The sequence below is a fragment of the Vreelandella sp. ssv genome (genome assembly GCF_059448525.1).
Genome location: NZ_CM182545.1, coordinates 1,409,880 through 1,433,438 on the forward strand (window position 1 = coordinate 1,409,880; position 23,559 = coordinate 1,433,438).

Sequence of the window (23,559 nt, forward strand, 5' to 3'; positions counted from 1 at the left end):
CTATTCCCTATCGTGTTGCGAGCTATCTACCTTACGTTAAATGCGTGAAGCATACCAAGCAACATGCAAATAGCGAATCAATCAAACGTTCGTTAGAATGTTTGCTATATTAGGTAAGAGGCCCGCCATTCGTAGGCCTACGTAGGACAACAACAATTTAGGAGCATGTATGCGAGCTGTCACTTTTTTACGTAAGCCTTTATCGCGTTCATTAATCGCTGCCGCTTTGGGTAGCACGCTGGCGCTGTCACCGTTAATGGCTGCTGCCTTTGAAGGCGAGCTTTTCTCGCTAAAAAATCGCTGGGAGCATACCGTAACGGAATTACCGGCCAATCAGCGTGAAAGCACATTAAAAGCGTTAGCGAGTGAGGCTGAACAGCTAGCCGATCAATATAGCGATGAAGCCGATGTGCTGGTTTGGCAAGGCATTATTTTAGCCTCCTATGCCCGTGAACGTGGTGGTCTGGGCGCACTGGGAACTGCGGGTGATGCGCGTGATGTGTTAGAGCAAGCGATAGAGATTGATCCGCAGGGTCTAAACGGCTCAGCTTACGTGACGCTGGGGGCATTATATGATCGCGCACCGGGTCGCCCGCTCGGGTTCGGAAATAGTGATACCGCCGAAAGAATGTTCCAGCGCGCCTTGGAGATCCGCCCAGACGGTATCGATGTAAACTACTACTATGCCGCTTTTCTGAAAGAAGAGGGCAATGAACAGGCCGCGCGGGAGCATGCCCAGCGGGCGTTGAATGGTACTGCTCGCGATAACCGGCAAGTCTCGGATGAGGCGCTGCGACGCGATGCCAAAACCATGCTAAACCAGCTATAGCCTTCCCGCTGAATTGGCATTCCCGGTAGCAAGCACTGATAATAGAGCGATTATCACCACCGGGAGTGCCTTATGGCGTCCATCCCCCAGAATGACGCAAGTCGGAAAGCTCATTTTCGAGACGGCCCTTTTCGCAATACAACGCTTGGCGTTCCGCAGTTAAAGCGTGACGATGTCGAGCTGTTAAAACGCGAAACGCTACACCAAGGTTTTTTCCGCCTAGAGGCGTTAGAGCTTCGACACCGGCTATTCGAAGGTGGTTGGAGTGAACCAATGCGCCGTGAAGTACACAGCCGCTTCGATGCGGTAGGTGTACTGCTTTACGACCCCGAGTGCGATGCACTGGTATTGATTGAGCAGTTTCGCGCCGGTGCAGTTGACGACGCCGTTTCTCCTTGGAAGCTTGAGTTTGTGGCTGGCTTGATTGAGGAAGGGGAGTCCTTGGAAGAGGTTGCCCGTCGTGAAGCGTGGGAAGAAGCCGGTTGTAAAGTGGCCGAGCTGACCAAAATACACACTTATTATCCAAGTCCCGGTGCCTGTAACGAGCAAGTGACACTGTTTTGTGGTTTGGTAGATTCCCAAGGCTTGGGCGGAATTCACGGTTTAGACGAAGAGCATGAGGATATTCGTGTTCATGTCATGCCGTTTGGAAACGCCTGGGAGCTCTTAACGCAGGGGCGACTCGACAACGCCATGTGCTTGATTGGGCTACATTGGTTGAATAGTCAGCGTGCCTCATTACGCGCTGCCTCGCAGCGTACATTGACGCAAAGCGAAAAAAACGAGGAGTGAACATGGCGAGAACGGCCTACGTCACCGATTTAAAATCGCTCCAAGGGGAGTGCAGCGCCAACTACCTACGGTTGGTGCGGCTGGTGGGCGACATGGAGACCGGCCAGCGCCGTGATATTGCCTTGCGTGGTGATAAACAGTACTTCGGCGATTTGCATCTGTTTATTCAAGAGCAGGCGCCTTATACCACCATGGTGGATGTCTCTCAGACCGGCCCGCTAGATGCGGTATTGGAAGGCCCCCGCATGCGTGTGCATCTTTATCATGATGTGCGCATGGCGGAAGTGACCGATTTTCAGCGCGAACGCCACTTTAGTGGGCGCTACCGCTATCCCAATGCCCGTATGCATCAGCCGGATGAAAAGCTACAGCTCAATCGTTTTCTAGGCGAATGGTTAGCTCACGGCCTTGCTCACGGTCACACCCATGATGTACCGGAGATGCCCTAGTGCGATTGGTGCAGATTTCCGATGCTCACCTACATGCGGACACCGAGGCGCGCTCACGTGCAGGCATACCCTGGCGGCAGTTTCAGCAGGTAGTGAGTGCCGTCGCGGCTGAGCAGCCTGACATCGTGTTGGTGACTGGCGATATTAGCCAGGATGAATCTGCAGCTTCCTACGCCTTGGCGGTGCAAGCATTAGCGACATTGCCTTGCCCTTGGTATTGGCTACCCGGCAACCACGACCAGCTTGAGCTGATGTCCGCTGAGCAACCTTTGCATGAGGAAGTGGATGCCTCCATGTGGCGCATTCTACTGCTCAATACCCAGGTGGAAGGCAAACCTCATGGCGAACTAGGCAGCGAGCGATTAGCTAAGCTAGCTGAACGGCTAGAGCAAGACGATCGACCTACGCTCATTGCGATGCACCACCCGCCCGTTGACGTCGGCGCGGTGTGGATGGATGCCATCGGTCTGCAAGACCGCCAAGCATTCTGGTCGCTACTGAGTGAACATCCACACGTTAAAATTATTTTGTTTGGTCATGCCCACCAAGCTTTCGCTGAGCACCATCGCGTAGGAGAAGCCACGATAGACGTTTATGGCTGTCCGGCGATGGCCGATCAGTTTCTGCCTGGCGCTGAGCAGTTCGCTATAGATGAAGCTTCTCGCCCTGGTTATCGCATCGTCGATTTACACTGGAGTGAGTCTTCAGGCAGTGAGTGGCAAACCTGGGTAGAGCGTATTGACTGAACATTAAATCGACCTAGCGGCTTTTGTTAGGCGATAATGGAATAAAAAGATAGTTATTAATTCTTTTGGGTTATTATTGACTCGGCGTTACCCTACCCGCAATCGAACGTACTTTTTTTAGAACGTACTCTGTTTTCTAGCTTGTGTAGCAAGCTTTCGTCATTAGCTTGTTGGTATGAGCTTGTTCTTGCGAGGTAATGGGCCATGACCCAATTTTCCACTGTTTCTTCACAGACGCTCTCATCAGCGCCGGCTTCTCGGGGGGAGAGTATTGCTACTACCCCTGACGCCGCGCGCTTGACCCACCTCAAGCAATTAGAAGCTGAGTCTATCCATATCATCCGTGAGGTGGCTGCCGAATTCGCTAATCCGGTGATGATGTACTCCATCGGTAAAGATTCTTCTGTAATGCTGCACCTGGCGCGCAAAGCTTTTTACCCCGGTACACCGCCATTCCCGCTTATGCACGTGGACACCACGTGGAAATTCCGCGAGATGATCGAGTTCCGTAACCGCATGGCAGCCGACGCGGGTATGGAGCTGATTGTCCATACCAACGAAGAAGGGCGGGCAGCCAATATCAACCCGTTCGATCACGGCAGCGCCAAGTACACCGATATCATGAAAACCCAAGCGCTCAAGCAGGCGCTGGATAAGTATGGCTTTGATGCGGCTTTTGGCGGTGCACGTCGGGATGAAGAGGCTTCCCGTGCCAAGGAGCGCGTGTACTCGTTCCGCGATAAGTATCACCGCTGGGACCCAAAGAATCAGCGCCCAGAGCTATGGAACGTGTATAACGCCAAGGTTAACAAAGGCGAATCGATCCGCGTATTCCCGCTATCGAACTGGACTGAGCTGGATATCTGGCAGTACATCTACTTAGAGTCGATTCCCATTGTACCTCTCTACTACTCTGCCAAGCGGCCGATCGTCGAGCGTGACGGTATGCAGATTATGGTGGATGACGACCGCATGCCTTTAGCGCCTGGCGAAGTGCCGGAAGAGAAGTCGGTGCGGTTTAGAACGCTTGGCTGCTACCCGCTGACCGGTGCCGTTGAATCCGAAGCCGCGACGTTGCCGGAAATTATTCAAGAGATGCTGCTGACCCGTACCAGTGAGCGCAGTGGCCGTGCCATCGATCGTGATCAAGTGGGTTCGATGGAGAAGAAAAAGCGCGAGGGGTACTTCTAAAATGTCTCATCAATCCAATTTAATCGCTGATAACATCGAGCAGTATCTGCATGAGCATGAAAACAAAGACCTGCTGCGCTTTATTACCTGCGGCAGCGTAGACGATGGTAAATCGACACTGATTGGCCGTCTGCTTCACGACTCGAAAATGATCTTTGAAGATCAACTGGCAGCCATCACCCAGGCATCTAAAACCAGCGGCACTACCGGGGATACCGTTGATTTGGCGCTGTTGGTGGATGGCCTGCAGTCCGAGCGTGAGCAGGGCATTACCATTGATGTGGCGTACCGCTTTTTCTCTACCGATAAGCGCAAGTTTATTATCGCCGATACGCCTGGGCATGAGCAGTACACCCGCAATATGGCCACGGGTGCTTCAACCGCCAGCCTGGCGATTATCCTGATTGATGCGCGCTATGGTGTGCAGACCCAAACGCGCCGCCATAGCTTCATTGCCGACTTGCTGGGTATTCAGCACCTTGTAATTGCGGTTAATAAGATGGATCTGGTGGGTTTCTCTGAGCAGCGCTACAACGAAATAGTTGAAGAGTACCGGGCCTTCGCCACTAACCTGCAAGCGCCAGATATTCGCTTTGTGCCGATGTCGGCGTTGAATGGCGATAACGTGGTCAATCGTAGCGAACACACGCCCTGGTATTTTACCGATAGTCATCAAGGCCAGACGCTGATCGAGCTACTTGAGAGCGTCGAAATCAGCCGTGACCAAAATCTCAGCGATCTCCGCTTGCCGGTGCAGTACGTCAATCGCCCGAACCTTGATTTTCGCGGTTACTGCGGCACCTTAGCCGCCGGTGTGTTACGGCCTGGGCAAGCCGTGAAAGTATTGCCGTCGGGTAAAACATCCCGCGTAGCGCGGATTGTCACTTTTGATGGCGATCTTGCTGCCGCCTATCCTGGTCAGGCAATTACGGTCACGCTGGAAGATGAAATCGATATCTCCCGGGGCGACTGGCTGGTAGCCGCCGATAGCCAACTGCCACTCTCTAATAGCTTTAAAGCCGATATTGTCTGGATGCACGAAGAGGTGTTGGCGCCGGGTAAGCTCTATGATTTCAAACTGGCGACCCGCGATCTTTCAGGCCAGGTCAGCGCAATTGATTACCAGATCGACGTGAATACCTTAGAGAAGCATGCGACTCATTCGCTAGGCTTAAATGCGATTGCCCGTTGTGATGTTGAGCTAACCGCCGCCATTCCCGTCGATGATTACCGCACCAGCCCTGGCACCGGTAGTTTTATCATCATTGATCGGCTAACCAACGTGACCGTAGGCGCTGGCATGATTCGTGGCACCGCAAGCGCCCCAGGTGCTGTATCGAATGCGACCGATTGGGCAGCGTTTGAGCGCGACCTGAATGCGCTGGTGCGTAAGCACTTTCCTCACTGGGAAGCCAAAGATATCAGCGGCTTATTCAATCGCTAAAAGTTTAGACGGACGTATTGCAGCACAAAACACAACGGCACGCCTTTAAGGCGTGCCGTTGTGTTTGATGAAGTGAAATATTACTCAGCGTTTGGGAAAAACAGCTGCTGACCGTCTACCTCAAAATCCGCAATCGCCTGCTGGCCCTCTTCAGAGACCAGCCACTCGTGCCACTGGGCAGCGAGGTCATGTTTCAGCTCTGGGTAGCGCTCTTTTGAGAGCAGTAGGCTACCGTACTGGTTAAAGAGAGCTTCATCGCCCTCAAACAGCAGGGTTAGGTCTTGGGGGTTTTCAAACGCAACCCAGGTGGCGCGGTCAGTAAAGGTGTAGGCGTCCATACCTGCGGCGGTGTTCAAGGTTGGGCCCATACCGCTGCCCAGCTCACGATACCACTCGCCTTGGGGGGTAACCCCTGCATCCTCCCATAAGCGCAATTCAGCACGGTTAGTGCCGCTATCGTCGCCGCGTGAGGCAAAGGGGGACTCGCTCTCTGCAATACGCTGCATGGCGTCGATCACGTTTTCACTGCCACTGATGCCCGCCGGGTCATCGCTCGGTCCAACAATGACGAAATCGTTGTACATGACATTTAGACGTTCAGTGGCATAGCCATCGGCCACAAACTGCTCTTCGCCAGCCGTATCATGAACCAAGAGACTATCGGCATCGCCACGGCGGCCAATTTCAAATGCCTGGCCGGTGCCCACGGCGACTACATGAACCTCAATCCCTGTCTCTTCAGTGAACGTCGGAATAATGGCGTCAAACAGACCTGAGTTCTCGGTAGACGTGGTGGAGGCCAGGGTGATGTAGTCATCGGCCGCCATTAGCGTACCGCTGAAGGTCAGCCCTAGGGCGCCTGCGGTTATAAACGCGGTGGTCTTGTTCATTTTAATGCTCCTTAATCGTTTTTCATCAATCCCAGGGTTTGCTCGCTTCGGGGCTACCAAACCAGCTCGCCCCGAATAAACGCTGCTGCCTCGCGTGAGGCAGGAGCGGTAAAAAAATCATCGGCTGAGGTGTGTTCGAGTAGTTCACCGTTATGGAGAAACAGCACATCGTTAGCCAAACGGCGCGCTTGATGTAAGTCGTGAGTGGTCATAACGATACGTGTGCCGCTGTGATGAAATTCCAGCACCGCATCTTCCACGGCTTTGATGGCAGCGGGGTCCAGCGCGGAGGTAGGCTCGTCTAAAAACAGCACTTGGGGATTGAGCAACCAGGCTCGCGCTAGTGCTAAACGTTGCTGCTCGCCACCGGAAAGTACCCGAGCAGGACGTCTGGCTAAATGGGCTAAGCCAAACTTCTCAAGTGCCCTCATTGCCTGCGCTTTTCTCGGTAACGATTCAAGTTCTGGCCTTGGCGTTTTGTTGATGGCTAGCACATAGGTGAGGTTGTCCAGCGCTGAACGACGCAACAGAACCGGGCGCTGAAACACCATGGCTTGTGGAGGTGGCTCGCCTTGCCAGCGAACGGTACCGCTAGTAGGCGCTAACAGCCCATGGGCTAAGCGCATGAGTAGACTTTTCCCCGCGCCATTCGGCCCCATGATTAGCGTTCGCTGGCAGCCTGAAAGGCGTAGCGAAGTGGGTTTGAGCAGCTTATGGCCACGATGGATAAAACCCACACTATCGAATTCCAGTGCCGCGACGGGAGGTGTGTGATGTGCATTCATCCCAGCCGCCTTTTTGCCGTTTCGCCGATGATGTGCGCGATGGCATTAATCATGGTCACCAGCGCCAGCAAAATAATGCCTAAGCCAAGCGCCATGGGCAGGTTGCCCTTGCTGGTTTCCAGCACAATGCTGGTGGTCATCACACGGGTGACGCCATCAATATTGCCACCCACGATCATTACCGCCCCCACTTCCGCACTGGCGCGGCCGAAGCCTGCCAGGATGACGGTCAATAGTGCAAAGCGCGCATCCCAAAGCAGTGTCGGAATCATGCGGCTACGTGATAACCCCAGGGAGTTCAACTGTTCGGCATACTCGCTATGAAGTGCTTCAACCTGCTGGCGGGTAAGGGCGGCAATAATCGGTAGTACCAGGATCACTTGTGCGATGACCATCGCCGTGGGTGTGAACAGGAGCCCCCATTCACCCAGGGGACCTGCGCGTGACAGCAGCAGGTAGACACACAGACCCGCGACCACGGGCGGTAATCCCATCAGGGCATTAAGGGCGACAATCACGATGTTACGCCCGGGAAAGCGCCATAGCGCGAGGGCAGCGCCTAAGGGCAGGGCTATTAAGCTGGCGATGAATACCGCCATCAGCGATACCTGCAACGAAAGCATGACGATGGAGATTAACGCGCTGTCCATGCTCATGATCAGGGCGAGGGCAGTACTAAAGGCGTTGTCACTGGTTAGCATTGAGCATCAGCGTCATTATGAGTTGTGAATCGGCATAATGTACTGAAAAATCGCTAATTGCACATGCGGGTGGAATTAATGCAGTCATATGCAGGAAAAGGGCGGCTGAGTCGAAAGCTCGGTAATGTGTACTCGTTAAAATATAAAAAACCATTGCAGTGAGGAGGCCCTGGATGCCTGAGCTACATGCCTACTTAACCACCGCAGAGGTTGCTGACTATCTGCGTTTAAAAGAGCGCAAGGTGTATGATTTGGTACGCCAAGGGCAGATTCCCTGTAGCCGAGTTACGGGAAAGCTGTTGTTCCCTCGCCAGCAGATCGACTTATGGGTGCTGAGTCACTTGGAAGGCGACCAGGCGCAGCGTTTATCAGTGCCGCTAGTCGTCGCGGGCAGCCAGGATCCGCTATTGGAGTGGGCCATTCGGGAAAGCAGCTCTGATCTGGCCATGCTTTGCCAAGGCAGCGGTGATGGCGTGCGTCGCCTGCTTGATGGTAAGGCGATGCTGGCGGGTATCCATCTGCTGGATGCAACCACACAGCGCTATAATGAACCCAGCGCACTTGGATTAAGCGGTGTGCGTGACCTGCTAATAGTGCACTGGGCCAAGCGCCGCCAAGGGTTACTGTTACCCGCCGACAACCCATTAAAAATCACTGGTTTGAGCGATTTAATGCGAGCAGAGGTTCGCGTGGCGCATCGCCAGCCAAATGCTGGAGCAGCACGGCTGCTGAGCTGTTTATTGCAGCAAGCAGGTATGGAGAGCGCGGCGATAAATTGGGCGCCACACGCTTCCTTGAGCGAAGATGATTTGGCGCTGAGTATTGGCCAGGGCGAGTCGGATGTAGGGCTGGGAGTTGAGGCCGCTGCCCATCGGCAGCAATTAGGCTTCATTCCTCTTTGCGAGGAGCCATTTGACTTAATCATGCAGCGGCGTAGCTATTTTGAGCCCTCAGTTCAGCGGCTGTTGGCGTTTGCTCAACAAGCACGTTTTATAGAGCGTTCAACGCAGTTAGGGGGGTACGACCTAACGGAGGCTGGCAAAATTGTACATAACGCTTAACGCTCTACTTGGTCGCCTCTATTCACTAGCCCCGAATCAACAGCAGGAGTGCTTGACCCTGTTTCAATATGCGCCACACTAGTGGGGCGTTCTTAACGCATATCATCACGAAAAGGAGAGCATGATGAAACAAGCACTAAACGGTAAACGCGTTGCTATTTTGGCCGCCGCTGGCTTTGAAGAGTCTGAGTTGAGCGTGCCACGTGCTGCCTTACAGAAAGAGGGCGTTGAAGTTCATATCGTGACCCCCGATGGTAAGGGCATCCGTGCCTGGGCGGAAACTGAATGGGGCGATACCTATGAAGCCGATAAAGCCCTGGCGGACGTTAATGAGTCTGACTACCACGCTTTGGTTCTTCCCGGTGGCTTATTCAACCCCGACGAACTACGCACTAATGATGAAGCGTTGAGCTTCGTTAAAGCTTTTTTTCAAGCAGGCAAGCCCGTTGCCGCTATTTGCCATGCCCCATGGATCTTAATTAATGCAGGTGTCGTGGAAGGCCGCCGTATGACGTCCGTGCCCAGCGTTGCTCAAGATTTGCGCAATGCAGGCGTTGAATGGGTCGACGAGCCAGTGGTTGTCGACAGTGGTCTCGTCACCAGCCGTACGCCGAAGGACTTGGATGCCTTTAATGCCAAGTTGCTCGAAGAGTTGCAGGAAGGTCGTCACGCCGGTCAACACGCTTGATGAGCGTATTGCGCCAGTGGGCAAGCTTTGTCAAAAGGCTTGTCCACGTAATTGCCAAACCCATCAAAGGAGACAGCGGCCGCGGTGGTATGGTGGTTCATCCCTACCGCGGCTATGGCTCTCAGCAAGAAGTGTTCGTGATGGGCAGGGTGTTTCGCCAGGCCGCCCTTGGCCGAGCAATCCCGCGTCACGGCATGCTGCGCGATACCGCAGACGTTGCCCGACGGGTTTTGCGCCGGGGGCTGGCCGATGCACAGGTAGAAATTCACATCGGCGAAAATCAGCTCTGTGTGGGCACCGATCGTGATGGCTATTTCGATGTGCATTTGCCGATTAGCCACACCCTACCGATAGATGTCTCCTGGCACCGCGCTGATATTTTGGTGCATTGCGTGGGCCAAACGCCGGTTCGTACTCACGTCGAGGTATATGTACCGCCACCGGAGGCTGACTTACTGGTCATCAGTGATATCGACGACACCGTGATGTTTACCGGAGTGGCGGAGAAGCTCAAAATGCTTTACCGCCTGTTTGTTAAAAAGCCCCATCGCCGCACGGCGTTTCCTGGCGTTGCATCGCTTTATCAGGCGCTGCATCGTGGTGTTAGTGAACGCGCTGAACGGCCCATTTTGTATGTCTCGCGCGGACCATGGGCCATTTATGAAATGCTCGAAACCTTTTTTCAGATCAATCGCATTCCCGTAGGCCCCATCATTTTCTTACGTGAGTGGGGCATCTCCTGGCGTCGTCCATGGCCCCGCCGCGCGGAAGAGCATAAACGTGATCTGATTGATCGCATGCTTACCCTGTATAACGGCATGCCGTGCATATTAATTGGCGACAGTGGTCAGCACGATCCTGAAGTGTATATCGAGATAGTTAAAGCGTACCCTGACCGCATTAAAGCTATTTATATTCGCCGTGTAGACAAAGACCCCAAACGCGAAGAGGCGATTCAGCGCCTGCGTGATGAGTTGCTGGGCACTCAGTGTGAGTTGGTGCTTGCCGCCGATAGCGTACTGATTGCCGAACACGCCCACGCCCTGGGTGATATCTCTGCTCACGGCTTAGCGGCAGTACAGCGCGACGTTGAGGAGCATCGCAACAATCCTGATTAACCGAATCCCGCATAACGCTGTTGCCAAGTCAGCCCCCATGATAAAAAGCTAAGCTTACAAGAAGGTCGTTTGCCGCTGATCGTTTACTGGCGGTTTTATGTAGATAGGGGCTGTCATGGTTGTTGTGCTGATCATTTTTGCGCTGGTCGTTTTTGTGCTTCCTAATGTATGGGCCAAGTGGGTGCTCAAGCGCCATACTCGTGGCCGTGACGATTACCCCGGTACGGGTGCAGAACTTGCCGATCATCTGCTACGCCGCCTAGGCGTTGAGGGAGCGAGCGTTGAGCGCACTGAATTCGGTGATCATTACGACCCTGAAACACGCTGCGTGCGGCTCTCTCCAGATAATTATGATGGTCGTTCGCTCACTGCCGTCACCGTGGCCGCTCATGAGGTCGGTCACGCTATCCAGCACTATCAGGGTTATGCGCCACTGCTGGCGCGCAGCCGGTTAGTTGGCGTGGCTCAAAAAGCCGAAAAGCTGGGTGCTCTGCTGATGATGGCCGCGCCATTTCTGTTTTTGCTGACACGCTTACCGGGTGGCTTGGCAATAGTCATTGCCATGGCGGTGATCAGCTTTGGCACTGCAGCCGTGGTGCATCTAGTGACGCTGCCGGTGGAGTTCGATGCCAGCTTCAACCGAGCGCTGCCGCTGTTGAAAGAGTACGTGCCACCTTACGATATGCCAGGCGCCCGGCACGTACTCACCGCCTGCGCGTTTACCTACGTGGCTGCCTCACTCGCCAGCGTGATGAACCTGGGCCGCTGGCTGGTGATTTTGCGGCGCTGAAATAAATGGACATGCCTGCCCTCGTTTTACCTAGCCAAACGCACCTAGAATATTTGTCTCGCACCTGCTTAACCGCTCATTTGTAGGATATTGCTTAACCGCTCATTTGTAGGATATTGCTTAAAATGTTGTAAGACATTGACGTTTCGTGCCGTTAATGGGTTGTTCTGCTAACTGGTATCGCTAACCTAATCTTTTTTATTAGTGTTTAACGATCCAAGGGGCAGTTTGATGGCAGGCGGCACTGGCTTACAATTTACCCTAATGCTCCCCGGTATTGATGATATCGCGGTGATCGATTTCACCCACCGCGAGGCGCTCTCCCAGCCTTTCGAGCTGGTGCTGAACCTGGCGAGCCGGGACGGCAGTCTTGAAGCCGCTGAACTGCTGGATCGCGAAGCCACCCTGACCATCTGGCAGGACGGCGAACCGCTGCGTCGGGTACACGGCATCGTTAGCGAATTTGGGCGCGGTGACCGAGGACACCGTCGTACCTTCTACTCCCTAGTGCTGCGCCCAGCACTATGGCGGCTCTCGCTGCGCCAGAACTCGCGTATTTTCCAAAAAGTCGACCCGCTCACGATCATTAATACCCTCTGCGACGAGCGGGGCATTACTGATGTGAGCTTTGCGGTTAATCGTGAATTGGCCGAGCGGGAGTATTGCGTTCAGTACCGCGAAACCGACCTCGCCTTTATCGAACGCCTGGCCGCCGAAGAAGGCCTGTTCTACTTCCATGAATTTGAAGCGCGTGACGGCGGCGCCCACCGGCTGATCTTCGCCGACAACCCCCAAGTGCTGGTAAGCGTTGGCGAACGCTCCTATCACAGCCGGGCGGGAGGCACCGCCCCCATGCGCCATGTGCGCAAACTCAGCCACACCGCTAGAGTCGCCGCCGCTTCCGCCACGCTGAAGGATTACAGCTTTAAAAATTCAGCGTATGCGCAGTTGCATGAACATCTGGGCCGTGATGTTGAGCAACACGGCCAAAACGCTGACTACGAGCACTACGACTACCCCGGCCGCTATAAGCAGGACGCCTCCGGCAAGCCCTTTACCCGCATTCGCCTGGAACAGCTACGCCGTGAAGCGCTCACCGCCAACGCCGAAAGTGACCTGCCCGAACTCGCCCCTGGCCTGCGCTTCACGCTGACCGACCACGACACCGAGAGCCTCAACCGCGACTGGCAGGCGATCGAAGTAAGCCACTTCGGCGAACAGCCCCAGGCGCTTGAAGAAGACGGAATGACTCAGGGTGATGCAAACGGTATGACCCGTTATTACAACCAGGTCACCCTAATCCCTGGTGATGCCCCCTGGCGAGCAACCCCGAATCCCAAACCCCGCGTCGATGGCCCCCAAGTGGCCTTTGTGGTGGGCCCCGAAGGCGAAGAGATTCACTGCGACGAACACGGCCGGGTCAAAGTACAGTTCCCTTGGGATCGCTACGCAGAGCCAAATGATACCGCCAGTTGCTGGGTGCGGGTCGCCCAAGGCTGGGCAGGCGGTGGCTACGGCAGTATCGCCATCCCGCGTATCGGCCATGAAGTGATTGTCTCGTTTTTAGAAGGCGACCCCGATCAACCGTTGGTCACCGGGCGTACCTACCACGCGGTGAATACCGCGCCTTACCCTCTGCCGGAACACAAAACTCGCACGGTGATCCGCACCCAAAGCCACAAGGCCGAAGGCTTCAACGAACTGCGCTTCGAAGACGAAGCAGGCGAAGAGCAGATTTGGCTCCACGCCCAGAAAGATCTGGAGCTGTTAACGCTTAACGACCGCACCGAAGAGATCCGTAACCACAGCCACCTCGAGGTGCACAACGACCGCATCAGCGAGATTGATAACGATAACCACCATACGGTGCACAGCAACCGCCACACGCAGGTAGACGGCGACGACTATCTCATCGTGAACGGCACGCGCCACGAGAAAGTTGGTCAGGCGCAGCTGATGGAAGCAGGACGAGAAATTCATCAAAAATCCGGCGCCAAAACCGTCATTGATGCCGGGGCAGAGATCACCCTCAAAGCCGGGGGCAGCTTTATAAAACTCGACCCTAGCGGCATTACGATTGTAGGCGCCCAGGTCAAGATCAACTCTGGGGGGAGCCCCAGCACCGGTAGTGGGCAATCGGTAATAGGTGCCTTATTACCTGGCCATGTTGCCACTGAGCGGCACGAACGAATTGATCCTTTACAGCAAGACCAACTACTGACAGCAGCGATGCAAGGCGCTGCCGTGGTAGAAATATGCCAACGGCTGAAGGACGGCAATAACGATAATGTTGATCGCTGTGCCTTGGGAGATCAGTGCCCATGTCGCTAAGAACACCCCCAATGTCGGTCTTTTATTTGATCGACTTGGCCCTTTATCCGCAGCTGTCGCAGCAGCTATTTGCTATAGATGAAAGCCCTGTCTATGAACGGTTGTATCTGCAAACGGCCTACGCACGTTATGCGCAACAAGGCCCGATTCTGTTCAGCCCTTCAAATGGCAGTGCCCATGTTGCCGCTGCACGTTTGGTGCAGCAGGGAGCCGCTATCGCACTGCACACACGTGCAACGCTTTCAGAAGTTGCCAAGCATTACCGGCAACTCACCCATGTCGAACGCCAAACGGGCCCTCCCGCCTTGTTTCGTTATGCCGATTCGCGGATATATGCCGGTCTAGTCAGTGGTTTGACCGAGGGCGAAACGCACGCATTGCTGGGGCCTATCAACGTAATGAATGGCGTGGCCAACGGTGAAGCATGGCAGCTCGAATCACCAGCCCCTGATGATGAGCCGCCGGGCAAGTTCAAATTGACGGCTGACCACGAGCAGGCATTGCAGCGCAAGCGTGAGCAAACGTTTTGCCAGCAGTTGGCCAGTGATCATGGCGTTGCATTATCACAAGCGCAGCAATGGTTACAGCAAATGAAAGCGCTACCCCTCACGACGGAATATGCGCGTTGGGAAGGGTGCCAGATTCTTGCTGCATCAGACTACCCTGAGCCGCTTTCGTCACGCCATATGCAGCAACTGTCGTCCTATGGCGGCTCCTGGCAAGCGTTGCTGGGTGAGTTAAAGATGTTGACCAGTGAGCAAGCCCCTTTAGTAGACACTGATGGTGACGACAGATGACCGAAACATTATCACCACCGCCATTACAGCCCAGCCGAACAAGCGATACCGGTGTCAGCGTGCCTGCCCACTGCAGAGTGGGTGTTACCGTATTGATCGTGCATAGCGATAACTTGGGCCGCTATCTACCCGAAGGCACGTCGGTTAGGTTGGTGGATGCGGCGGGTAAAGCGGTCAGTTCGGCCATCGATGATGAAGGCATTAGCCGTCACGAAGGTATGGCGCCTGGAAAGGTCGCTTGGCAATTAATGGATACCCATGGGCAGCACTTGGTAGCTGTCGATGATGAACCGCTGGATCCCCGTCGAGCAGCGGCGGCGCCGCCGGAAGTCGATGTTGCCATGGATGCAACGACAATCCAGGCGACCTATCTGCCCCCGCCGATCAGCCTCAATCTGCGTGACGAAGTAACGTCGACTGAGGCCGATTTACTCAGTGATGAGCAACTAGAACAACTGCGTTTGGCGGGCAATAACGCCACGCTGTTTTTGCATGGTTACAATGTCCCGCTAGGCCAGCATGGCGTTTTTGCTTCTTGGGATAAGCGCACCGATATCAGTGCTGAACCCTTATTAACCACTGCCCATATGGCAAGTAGTGCCACAATTCTTCAAGATATCGACAAGGTCGATATCCAAGTGCCTGTTAATAGAGGATATGTAGCAAGCAATTTATATCATACGCCGACAGAAAATGGATCGGACGAGTACCGTGATGCGTATTGTAACGGCAGTGGAGCGTATAACTGGTTCGTTCACATGGAGCATCGGCTCAATCTTGCTGCTGGGATGAATGAGGAGGATTGGCGACCCTATACCCGTATGGTGGGGATCGCGTGGTTGGGCGATACCGGGAGCGTCGATTTTTTCCAGGCTGAACTCAATGCCATGGCGGCAGGACGGCGTTTGGTTGCCTTGTTGGAGCAGCTTAACGACGCGGGCATCGCTATCAATATCATTAGCCACTCGCTGGGCGCACGCGTGGTACTGACGGCCCTCAATATCCTCGGAGAGCAAGAGCGCCATCAATGGATCGACAATATTTATTTATGGGAACCAGCGGTTGCCGATAACGCGCTAGTCAACGATGCCTCGCAGGACAGCCACCCGCTGGGCATGGGTGTTTTCCCCGACGCACACAAAGCGGTGAAAAAAGTGGTGGTGTTGCACTCCGAGGAAGATGGCATTCTCGGTCCGCCGCCGCAGGACAGCTCTTCCTTCTGGCAACAGGTAGCTGAAATCATCAGTCCCGCAGCAGTGTGGGCACACGAGTTATTCAGTGCCGATGATATGTTGGATGAGCTAATCGGCTCATTTGGAGGTGCTTACGGCAAAAAGTGGTGGACATTCCCCGCCGGCCTGTCGACCCCCTTCATCCGGTACTACAGCAATAAGGCACCAGCCGATACGGTGAGTCCTCCTGTGCCTCAGCCCATACCGGTCGGCCCTGACCCTTATGGCAGAGAACGCGCCGCAAGTGCTTGGCAGGAATTCAGAGCGCTGGCGATTGAGGAAGCGCGAGAGGCACTTGCTAGTGCCAACCCGCTACCCACTTATGACCTGTTAGCACCGCTAGCCCACCACGCCGTGGTGAGCGAAGAGCGAGCAGCTGCGTATATCGATACCCTGCAGTGGCTAGTGGGCAGAAACTGGCGGGCAGGAAAGTCCCCGCGACCCGCTCTGGGAAGTGTTGGATTTGATGATGTGAGAAAAAAGAGCCGATTTGTAGAGAGTAAGTTGAACAGCAAGGTTTACGACTTCGTCGACCAAACACTCTGGCTGTATGACCATTCAGGGATGAAAATTCCTAGTGATGAAATTTTTGAGAAAAGTTATCAGGAAGGCATCGTCAATGGGATCAAGGACACATCACGTTTTGGCCGCTATGAATAAGCAAAAAATTGTCGCTCTTGTAATAGTAGTTGGCACTGTATTGGCCTTGGCCTATTACGGCGTACTTGCACTCACCAAACTGGAGCCGGTTACTTCACTAAGTATGTCCAGTGATGGGCGTTATGTGATCTCTGCCCACGAAGACGGGGCTTTAGTGCTGTGGGATATAGAAGCCCGTGATCGGGAGCAACTGGCGGACAATGCGAACCTTTATAGCGCCTACTTTATTCCCGAAGGCGACGCTTTTCTCTGGCAGGATCACGACGATGTAGTTTATGTACAGCGCGTCAATGGAGAAGTGATTGAGGAATTTGAGCACTTCCCCACTTACGGGCATGTAATGTCCGCCGATAGACAACATTACCTTTCCAGCAACAAAACCTGGAACATTTATCATGGGCATGGCGATGCTTTACGCCCCGTGTTACTCGATAGCCAAAGTCCTAGCTTTACCGGCACTGGGCAAGTCTTAAACTTGTCGATAGGCGGCGACTTTTTCGTCTCCGGTGGCTCGGGAAGCCCAGGGGGAGAGCTTGAAGATTCCCCGCCGGTGCGAGAAGAGGACGATTTTCGTTTTTCCTCCAGCTATGGCGGGGTGACGTTATGGGATATTGACACCTTGTCGCCCGTGGCTAAACTGCCGGGTAACTCTTCGAAAACCTATGCCACTATCAGCCCCGATGGGGAGTGGGTGGTCAGCGGTGACGAGAATACCATCGGTCTTTTCTGGAATACTGAACTGCCGGAAGAGCGCCATAGAATGGCAAGCTATGATCACGGTATTTATCGCGACAATCTGCCGGAAGGGCTCGATGAAGATGAATACTGGGATGAGAGCCATTTGATCCCCGTACCAGAGTCTACCAAGCCGGACAAATGGGGAAGTATCCGCTCATTGGCAACTCCGACAACCATTGCTATTGCCTTCATCAATGGCAGCGAGGAGTTCTTGCGTATTGGCCATGCCCAATACGAAGGTGAAGACATGAGCCGCACCTATGCTGGCCTGTTTGAAGCTGGCAACCCCTGGCCTCAGGCGTACCTTGATCTGGGCACCGATCCTTTTCCTTCGGTCAATAACTACTCCCGCAATTTAAGCATCGATTCAGCCCCGGACGCTAACCTGCTGGTCACCGGGCATGCCTTTGATGGGGGCATCACCGTGTACCGTTATGACCCCGAAGAGCGCACGTTAGCCAAGGAGTGGGTGGGCCGTTGAGGTTCTGGCTATAAGATAAACAACTTTTTACGCAAACTCGTTACCCAGGCTTTTTTGCCAATATCACCGCCCGCCGAGGTGCGGGGTAGCCTTCGATAGTGCGCGTGCGATCTTCGGGGTCAAGAAAATCCGCCAACGACTGAAAGGTCATCCACTCCGTTGAGCGCTGTTCGTCAAGTGTAGTGACTGCTTCATCCACCACGCGCACGTTGGTGAAGCCGCAACGTTCTAGCCAGTGGCAGAGCGCTTTGGAAGAGGGCATGAAGTAGACGTTGGGCATCGCGGCGTAACGCTCGCCGGGCACGAATACTGTTTGCTCGTCGCCTTCAACCACCAGGGTCTCCAGTACCAGCTCGCCACCCGGCGCTAACGCTGCTTTTAGCTGCTGAAGATGCTCAAGGGGGGCAGGGCGATGATAGAGCACGCCCATGGAGAAAACCGTATCGAAAAAGCCGAGATTCTCCGGTACATCTTCTATACCCACGGGTAAAAACTGTGTTCTCCCGCCATCGGCATCGCCGACGAAGTGGCGTACCGCCTGAAACTGCCAGTAGAAGCGCGGCGAAGGGTCAATCACCAGCACAAAAGCAGCCCCCGCTCCGGCCATCCGCCATGCGTGGTAACCGCTACCACCGCCCACGTCGAGCACCTTACGATATTTTAGCGGCGCTAGGTGTGGCGCCACTCTCTGCCATTTCCAGTCCGAGCGCCATTCGGTATCAATATGAATGCCACCCAGTTGAAAAGGGCCTTTACGCCAGGGGGCGAGCTTTCTGAGCAGGTTAAAACACTGTCGCTGCTGGCTCTCGCTAAGGTCGAGATCAACCGTGACGGTGTCGCTGTTTAAGTTCACGCGTCGCTCAGCGGGAAGCGCGGGCAGTTTGGCGACGGCTTTTTCCCAAGCGGAGAGATCACCGTGGCGGTTACGGTCAAGCCCATGGGCTAACTGCTCGGGGAGCTTCGCCAGCCAAGCGGTGAGCGATGAGTCAAGAACAGCTTGATCCAGAAATGCTTGATAGAGGGCGCGGTGGTCGTCGGGTAGTGGCACCTCACCCCTCCTTAAAGGCAATGATGGAAGCGAAATTTAAGTATTGGAACCACGTCATCGAGCGCGGAAAGCCTGCCTGTTTCAAACGGCCGTGGAGGGCGTCCAAGGTGTCTGGTACCAGCACATTTTCAAGGGCAGTGCGCTTCTGGCTGATTTCTAAATCGCTGTAGCCATTGGCGCGTTTGAAATCGTGATAGCGTTCAACCCGCCAAGCGTTGTCGCGCTCGTCGGCATCCACGGTTTTTTCAGAGAGAATCAGCACACCACCGGGTTCAAGCGCCGCATAAAGCCGCGCCAATAGGGCATCGCGGTCGGCGGCGGGCAGAAACTGCAGCGTAAAATTGAGAATGATCATGCCCGAAGGTGCATACTCCAGGGTACGAATATCGGCTTCTTCTACCTGCATAGCGTACGCTGGGCACTCGTCAGCAAAGGTTTGCCTGGCCTGGGTGACCATGGCGGGGGAGAGATCAACACCCGTGTAGCGAAAGGCGTCCGGCGCCAGTGCCCCTGCCAGCGCAAGACCTGAGGCCCCCAGGGAGCAGCCCAAATCATACACGTGGGCGCCGTGACGCAAATGGCGCTGGGCAATCAGGCTTAGCATGCCCAGAATTTGCCCGTAACCAGGCACCGAGCGGCGGATCATATCAGGAAAGCACGCCACGACCTTTTCATCGAAAGAGAAGCGCGCTACTCGGTCAAGGGGTGTCGAAAAGATAGCGTCACGGTAAGATGCATCACTCATGGGCAAGCCGGAATCATGGAAAAGGCGTATTAGTTTACGCGCCCTGAATTAACGAGAACAGGCCTGGTTAGAATAGACTTGGTTAGGATAGGCCTGGTTAGAATAGATTCCTGCTGCAAGGATCGACGCCACTGGAGATGCCAAATGGCCTCAGCATCAAGCGCTACCCCCGATACGTTACCCGCGTGGCAGACGTTGAAGCATCACGCTGAAACGCTACAGCACGTTCACTTGAAAACGCTATTTGGCAACGAGCCCTCCCGCTGGGAAAGCTTTACTCGCCGGGTGGCAGGCTTAACGCTGGATCTCTCTAAGCAGCGCTGGGATGACGATACGCTCGAACATCTGTTTACTTTGGCCAGTGAAGCGGGCGTACCTTCTGCCATTGAGGCGTTGTTGAGTGGTAAGCGGGTGAACGTCAGCGAAAACCGACCGGCGTTACACACGGCGCTGCGTTTACCCGCCGATGCGACGCTTGAGGTTGAGGGTGAAGATATCGTCGCCGCCGTGCACGAAAGCCTTGTCCAAATGGAGCGCTTGGTTAGCCGTTTGCATGCCGGGCAGTGGCGCGGGGCCACCGGAAAGCCGATTCGTCATGTGGTTAACCTAGGTGTTGGCGGCTCTGACCTTGGGCCATTAATGGTTACCCATGCGTTGACAGATTTCCGACCCAAAGATATTCATCCCGTCGAAGTGCACTTTGCCTCTACCATGGATGGCTCGCAGTTAGCGGATTATCTGAGCCGGTTAAATCCTGAAACCACTATCTTTGTACTGTCGTCTAAATCGTTTACGACTATCGATACGCTCTCCAATGCCAATACGGCTCGCGAGTGGCTGTTAAGCCGCTTGACCCAGCATGGCGCGACGCCGATTAGCGCTGAATTAGTGGTCCGCCAGCATTTTATTGGTGTTTCGGCGAGTCCTGAGAAAATGACCGAGTGGGGCATCACCCCCGACCACCAGTTAACCTTCTGGGAGTGGGTGGGCGGTCGCTATTCGCTCTGGGGCACGATTGGCTTACCGATTGCGCTCGTGGTGGGGATGAAAAATTTCCGCGAATTCCTGGCTGGCGCCCACACCATGGATCGCCACTTTTCTGAAGCGCCGATGGAGGATAATTTGCCTGTCCTGCTTGGGTTGGCAGGTATCTGGAACGTCAATTTTCTGGATATTCGCGCGCACTCTATTTTGCCCTACGATGGACGTTTGGAATATTTTGCCGCTTACCTTGAACAGCTGGAGATGGAGTCCAACGGCAAGTCAGTGACTCGCCAAGGCCAACCCGTTAACTACTCTACCTGCCCGGTGCTTTGGGGGCAGTTGGGGCCCAATGCGCAGCATGCGTTTTATCAGTTACTGCATCAGGGCACTCAACCGGTCGTGTGCGATTTTATAGCGCCGCTGAAGCGCTATGACGAAGTAGAAGACCCGGATACCCGCCATCACCTTAAAGCCCAGCACCGCTTGTCGCTGGCGAACTGCTTTGCCCAGTCCCGCGTTCTTATGCTTGGCGACGATGCCTTGGAAGATGACGGCCCGCGGCCCGAACATAAGCGCTACCGTGGCAATCAGCCTTCAACCACGGTGCTGCTTGACCAGCTGACGCCAGCTACCCTGGGTTCGCTTATCGCCCTTTATGAACACAAAGTGTTTGTTCAGGCGGTGATTTGGGATATCAACCCGTTTGACCAGTGGGGCGTTGAGCTAGGTAAGCAGATCGCCACTGATACTCAAAAGATTATCGACCATCAGGGCGATCTATCGCGTATGGATGCCTCCAGCCGTGGATTGATCGAAGCATTTTGGGCCGCTGAGCAGGAGTGAGCGGTGCAATTTTATCGCTAGTATATTGTGGGCACATACAGAAAGGGCGCCGTGGATAAGTCGTAGAGGGGGTCATTTGCCAAGGATGGCAAATGTAGCGCCCAGGGATGGGTTTACAGCGCCCCCTCGTAGACTTATCGACGGCGTAGCCCTTTCCGCTTTGTCATTGATAAGCATGGCTAGATATACAGCTTTTTGCTTTTCCGCTATCCTGTGGCTCTTTGTAAACTGCTGAACACTATTTTTAACGTCTGCTTTTAACCACTGACTTAACGCCCAGCGAGGCTGCCAGCACTATTTTTCAGGAATCGACGTTACATGACCCAGTTTGATGCCTCTCAGTACGGCGCGAGTTCCATCGAAGTCCTGTCCGGGCTCGAGCCGGTACGTAAGCGTCCCGGTATGTATACCGACACCACACGCCCCAATCACTTAGCCCAGGAAGTCATAGATAACAGCGTCGATGAAGCGCTGGCGGGTCACGCCACCATGATCAACGTCGTGCTGCATAGCGACGGCGGGATCGAAGTGCAGGACAACGGCCGCGGTATGCCGATCGATCTGCACCCTGAGCACGGCGTCTCAGGCGTTGAACTGATCTTTACCAAGCTACACTCGGGCGGCAAGTTCTCCTCCACTAGCTACCGCTTCTCCGGTGGTCTACACGGGGTAGGGGTCTCGGTAGTTAACGCGCTATCGCGCCGGTTAGATGTTGAAGTCACTCGTGACGGCGCGCGGCATGCCATGGCCTTCGAGTTCGGTGAGAAAGTTGAAGAGCTGCATGAGATTGGCAAAGCTCCCAAGCGGGCAAGCGGCACGCTGGTGCGCTTCTGGCCGGATGAGAGCTACTTCGATAGCCCAAAGCTTGCGCTAACGCGACTCAAACACCTGTTGCGTGCCAAAGCGGTACTTTGCCCCGGCTTGAAAGTCACGCTGGTAGAACCTGACGGTACCTCGACCGAGTGGGAGTTCGCCGACGGTTTGCGTGACTATCTGGTCGAAGCTACCGACGGCTACGAAGTGCTGCCGGCGGAGCCGTTTGTCGGCCACTTCAATGACGACGAGCACGGCGTAGACTGGGCGATTCAGTGGCTACCCGAAGGGGGTGAAGCGCTGCTGGAGAGCTACGTTAACCTGATTCCCACTCCGCAGGGCGGCACTCACGTGAACGGCTTTCGTTCTGGGTTGCTGGACGCGCTGCGCGAGTTCTGTGAATACCGCAATCTGTTGCCCCGGGGCATAAAACTTACCGCCGACGATCTTTGGGAGCGCACTTCCTTTGTGCTCTCGGTCAAAATGCTCGACCCGCAGTTTGCCGGGCAAACCAAAGAGCGGCTCTCGTCACGAACCATTGCGGGCTTTGTTTCCGGCGTCGTTAAGGACGCTTTCTCGCTGTGGTTGAATCACCACGTGGATCAGGCTGAAGCGATTGCCGAGCTGGTGATCAGCGCGGCGCAAAATCGTCAGAAAAAAGCCAAAAAAGTTCTGCGTAAAAAGGTCTCTTCCGGCCCGGCACTGCCCGGTAAACTGGCAGACTGTTCAGGCCAAGATCCCGCCCAGAGCGAGCTATTTTTGGTCGAAGGGGACTCGGCCGGCGGCAGTGCCAAGCAGGCGCGTAACCGCGAAACCCAGGCGATTCTGCCTTTACGCGGTAAAATCCTGAATACCTGGGAAGTCGATACGCACGATATCTATAGCTCCCAGGAAGTGCACGACATTGCGGTGGCCATTGGCGCCGATCCAGGCAGCGACGGCCTTGAGAAACTTCGTTACCACAAAATTTGTATTCTCGCCGATGCCGACTCCGACGGCTTGCACATTGCCACGCTGCTGTGTGCGCTATTCGTTCGCCATTTCCCAAGCTTGGTAAATGCCGGGCATGTCTATGTGGCAATGCCTCCACTTTACCGTATTGACCTGGGTAAAGAGGTGCATTACGCCCTGGATGAGAGCGAAAAGGCCGCGATTCTCAAGCAGCTGGCCAACAAGCGCGGCACGCCTAACGTACAGCGCTTTAAAGGCCTGGGTGAAATGAACCCGCTTCAGCTGCGAGAAACCACGATGGCGGTGGAAACTCGTCGCCTAGTGCAGCTCACCTTGACCGATGGCGATGGCACCTTAGAAAAGATGGATATGCTGCTGGCCAAAAAGCGCGCCGGTGACCGCAAAAAGTGGCTGGAAGATTACGGCAACCTCGCAGACATTGAGGTATAACC

Annotated in this window: 21 protein-coding genes; 16 read left to right on the top strand and 5 right to left on the bottom strand. The window is 54.7% G+C overall.

Annotated elements, in window-relative coordinates:
* The first annotated feature begins 169 nt into the window (after positions 1-169).
* The 6 genes from AC5TBW_RS06450 to cysN all read left to right on the top strand — a co-directional run bounded on the left by AC5TBW_RS06450 (position 170) and on the right by cysN (position 5,451).
* Positions 170-829, top strand: a complete 660-nt coding sequence (locus AC5TBW_RS06450) for a hypothetical protein (RefSeq protein ID WP_495511269.1) — start codon at positions 170-172, stop codon at positions 827-829.
* A 72-nt stretch (positions 830-901) separates the two neighbouring features.
* A complete protein-coding gene (locus AC5TBW_RS06455) occupies positions 902-1,621 on the top strand; it encodes an NUDIX domain-containing protein (RefSeq protein ID WP_495511270.1) in 720 nt (239 codons plus the stop codon).
* Between the two features lie 2 nt (positions 1,622-1,623).
* On the top strand, positions 1,624-2,070 hold the full coding sequence (locus AC5TBW_RS06460) for a DUF1249 domain-containing protein (protein ID WP_495511271.1): 447 nt from the start codon (positions 1,624-1,626) through the stop codon (positions 2,068-2,070).
* Positions 2,070-2,816 (top strand): phosphodiesterase, encoded by a 747-nt coding sequence (locus AC5TBW_RS06465; RefSeq protein ID WP_495511272.1) that lies wholly within the window; start codon positions 2,070-2,072, stop codon positions 2,814-2,816. Before AC5TBW_RS06460 ends, AC5TBW_RS06465 begins: the two co-directional genes overlap by 1 nt.
* Positions 2,817-3,020: 204 nt before the next feature.
* A complete protein-coding gene (gene cysD, locus AC5TBW_RS06470) occupies positions 3,021-4,007 on the top strand; it encodes a sulfate adenylyltransferase subunit CysD (RefSeq protein WP_495511273.1) in 987 nt (328 codons plus the stop codon).
* A 1-nt stretch (position 4,008) separates the two neighbouring features.
* On the top strand, positions 4,009-5,451 hold the full coding sequence (cysN, locus tag AC5TBW_RS06475; RefSeq protein WP_495511274.1) for a sulfate adenylyltransferase subunit CysN: 1,443 nt from the start codon (positions 4,009-4,011) through the stop codon (positions 5,449-5,451).
* An 80-nt stretch (positions 5,452-5,531) separates the two neighbouring features.
* On the opposite strand, the gene AC5TBW_RS06480 is transcribed toward cysN, so the two are convergent.
* The 3 genes from AC5TBW_RS06480 to AC5TBW_RS06490 are packed head-to-tail and all read right to left on the bottom strand — an operon-like array spanning position 5,532 to position 7,827.
* Positions 5,532-6,341: an ABC transporter substrate-binding protein gene (locus AC5TBW_RS06480; protein WP_495511275.1), complete on the bottom strand. Its 810-nt coding sequence runs from the start codon at positions 6,339-6,341 to the stop codon at positions 5,532-5,534.
* 53 nt (positions 6,342-6,394) lie between these two features.
* Positions 6,395-7,126, bottom strand: a complete 732-nt coding sequence (locus tag AC5TBW_RS06485) for an ATP-binding cassette domain-containing protein (protein ID WP_495511276.1) — start codon at positions 7,124-7,126, stop codon at positions 6,395-6,397.
* Positions 7,123-7,827, bottom strand: a complete 705-nt coding sequence (locus AC5TBW_RS06490) for an ABC transporter permease (protein ID WP_495511277.1) — start codon at positions 7,825-7,827, stop codon at positions 7,123-7,125. The genes AC5TBW_RS06485 and AC5TBW_RS06490 overlap by 4 nt, the downstream gene beginning before the upstream one ends.
* A gap of 173 nt (positions 7,828-8,000) precedes the next feature.
* Here AC5TBW_RS06490 and AC5TBW_RS06495 point away from each other — a divergent pair, with 173 nt between their 5' ends.
* The 8 genes from AC5TBW_RS06495 (at position 8,001) to AC5TBW_RS06530 (ending at position 17,723) form a co-directional block, all read left to right on the top strand.
* Entirely contained in the window at positions 8,001-8,888 is an 888-nt protein-coding gene (locus tag AC5TBW_RS06495) for a substrate-binding domain-containing protein (RefSeq protein ID WP_495511278.1), read from the top strand.
* A 124-nt stretch (positions 8,889-9,012) separates the two neighbouring features.
* Entirely contained in the window at positions 9,013-9,576 is a 564-nt protein-coding gene (locus AC5TBW_RS06500; protein WP_495511279.1) for a type 1 glutamine amidotransferase domain-containing protein, read from the top strand.
* A complete protein-coding gene (locus tag AC5TBW_RS06505; protein ID WP_495511280.1) occupies positions 9,576-10,694 on the top strand; it encodes an App1 family protein phosphatidate phosphatase in 1,119 nt (372 codons plus the stop codon). Before AC5TBW_RS06500 ends, AC5TBW_RS06505 begins: the two co-directional genes overlap by 1 nt.
* A 115-nt stretch (positions 10,695-10,809) precedes the next feature.
* Positions 10,810-11,484 (top strand): zinc metallopeptidase, encoded by a 675-nt coding sequence (locus AC5TBW_RS06510; RefSeq protein WP_495511281.1) that lies wholly within the window; start codon positions 10,810-10,812, stop codon positions 11,482-11,484.
* 231 nt (positions 11,485-11,715) lie between these two features.
* On the top strand, positions 11,716-13,815 hold the full coding sequence (locus tag AC5TBW_RS06515; protein ID WP_495511282.1) for a type VI secretion system Vgr family protein: 2,100 nt from the start codon (positions 11,716-11,718) through the stop codon (positions 13,813-13,815).
* Positions 13,806-14,612, top strand: coding sequence for a DUF4123 domain-containing protein (locus AC5TBW_RS06520; protein WP_495511283.1), 807 nt, complete (start codon positions 13,806-13,808; stop codon positions 14,610-14,612). Before AC5TBW_RS06515 ends, AC5TBW_RS06520 begins: the two co-directional genes overlap by 10 nt.
* On the top strand, positions 14,609-16,504 hold the full coding sequence (locus AC5TBW_RS06525) for a hypothetical protein (RefSeq protein ID WP_495511284.1): 1,896 nt from the start codon (positions 14,609-14,611) through the stop codon (positions 16,502-16,504). Before AC5TBW_RS06520 ends, AC5TBW_RS06525 begins: the two co-directional genes overlap by 4 nt.
* The gene (locus tag AC5TBW_RS06530) at positions 16,497-17,723 is read left to right on the top strand and encodes a WD40 repeat domain-containing protein (RefSeq protein WP_495511285.1); all 1,227 of its coding nucleotides are present in this window, start codon (positions 16,497-16,499) and stop codon (positions 17,721-17,723) included. The genes AC5TBW_RS06525 and AC5TBW_RS06530 overlap by 8 nt, the downstream gene beginning before the upstream one ends.
* A 40-nt stretch (positions 17,724-17,763) precedes the next feature.
* Here the strand turns inward: AC5TBW_RS06530 and cmoB are convergent, their stop codons facing one another.
* Positions 17,764-18,771 carry a tRNA 5-methoxyuridine(34)/uridine 5-oxyacetic acid(34) synthase CmoB gene (gene cmoB / locus AC5TBW_RS06535; protein ID WP_495511286.1) on the bottom strand — a complete coding sequence of 336 codons (1,008 nt, stop codon included), beginning with the start codon at positions 18,769-18,771 and terminating at the stop codon, positions 17,764-17,766.
* A 1-nt stretch (position 18,772) separates the two neighbouring features.
* Complete coding sequence (cmoA, locus tag AC5TBW_RS06540) at positions 18,773-19,516, bottom strand: carboxy-S-adenosyl-L-methionine synthase CmoA (RefSeq protein WP_495511287.1); 744 nt, start codon at positions 19,514-19,516, stop codon at positions 18,773-18,775.
* 144 nt (positions 19,517-19,660) lie between these two features.
* Here cmoA and pgi point away from each other — a divergent pair, with 144 nt between their 5' ends.
* Together pgi and parE are read left to right on the top strand one after the other, a co-directional pair.
* Positions 19,661-21,343: a glucose-6-phosphate isomerase gene (gene pgi, locus AC5TBW_RS06545; RefSeq protein WP_495511288.1), complete on the top strand. Its 1,683-nt coding sequence runs from the start codon at positions 19,661-19,663 to the stop codon at positions 21,341-21,343.
* Between the two features lie 318 nt (positions 21,344-21,661).
* A complete protein-coding gene (parE, locus tag AC5TBW_RS06550) occupies positions 21,662-23,557 on the top strand; it encodes a DNA topoisomerase IV subunit B (protein WP_495511289.1) in 1,896 nt (631 codons plus the stop codon).
* Positions 23,558-23,559: the final 2 nt, after the last annotated feature.